Origin of the sequence: Klebsiella sp. A-Nf5 (assembly GCF_002810545.1) — a bacterium.
GTDB classification, from domain to species: Bacteria; Pseudomonadota; Gammaproteobacteria; order Enterobacterales; family Enterobacteriaceae; genus Klebsiella; species Klebsiella variicola.
The window spans coordinates 1-986 of the sequence record NZ_PIOG01000109.1 but is presented as its reverse complement, the minus strand read 5'-3'; the positions used below and the strand labels follow the sequence as shown (position 1 = coordinate 986).

Genomic DNA, 986 nt, shown 5'->3' with positions numbered 1-986 from the left:
TTAGTAGAAGACAGACAGTCATAAGCATCCCGTTGGGATTTTATAGCTGCAAAAAAGAAGGGGATAACGATGAAATTCGATCGAACCGATCGACAAAATTGATCGTGGTTCAGTAAATATATTTACCGTAAACCTCGCCCGAGTTTATCGATGGTCCGGTTTCACTTCAGAAGGGTGATATATATCTGAGATTTTATTGAACACAGGCTGAGGAAATGCATCACTGAGGCGGTATGGCGCAGACACCGTCCTCTGTGACAGGAGGAACACTAAAAAAGCGGTTATAGAAGAGATTACAGGCTCTGTGGTCGCTGGTGTCAATGTGAAAATATTTTGCCATGTACTGGCTGAGTATATGCTGAAATTCGTCGTAGATTTGTTGAGACCCCCGCTTGTGCTTCACCCTGATTTCATCGACTAAACGATAACATTGCTCCAGCAGGTGGTCGGCGTCGCCGTTCAGCAACGCATGAAACGCGGCAACGGCAAATAATTCATTCGCAGGCCCGGCATTAAGCCAGACGCTGACTTCGGTACAAACCAGCGTTTCCCATAGTGACATCAAATTCAGGCGTAAGGCTTCCTCTTTTAACAGACGGGTTAGTGGAGGGAATGCGTAAATATCAGTGTCAAATAGCCTGCGTGACAGACTTAAATCAGCAAAGGCAAGATGCTTAACTCCGTACAATGCTTCCTGTACGGCATCTGAACCGTATTTATCCGTTAACGCTTTCAGTAAGGTCGATTTAACCGGTTGAGGTGTTTCCATTGCTTTTATGCCACTCAGCACTCCTGACTGACAGCAGGGGATAAAATCCTTCATCATCCGGTTTATAGCAGCAGGTGCGATGATAATGTTTCTGGCGATATTTGCACCGCCCTTAGAGTTAGGGTAAATGTGGCATAGCTCAAGATCCAGCCAGGGGATTAACCTTTTTGTCGTATCAGCAACTCTGTGCCCGTTCAGCATATTATACGTTTTTTGG

At 45.4% G+C, this 986-nt stretch carries 1 protein-coding gene; it reads right to left on the bottom strand.

The window, feature by feature from the left end:
• Positions 1-220: 220 nt before the first annotated feature.
• A partial coding sequence (locus CWM53_RS10955; RefSeq protein WP_100750790.1) for a hypothetical protein occupies positions 221-986 on the bottom strand: 766 nt, incomplete at its 5' end.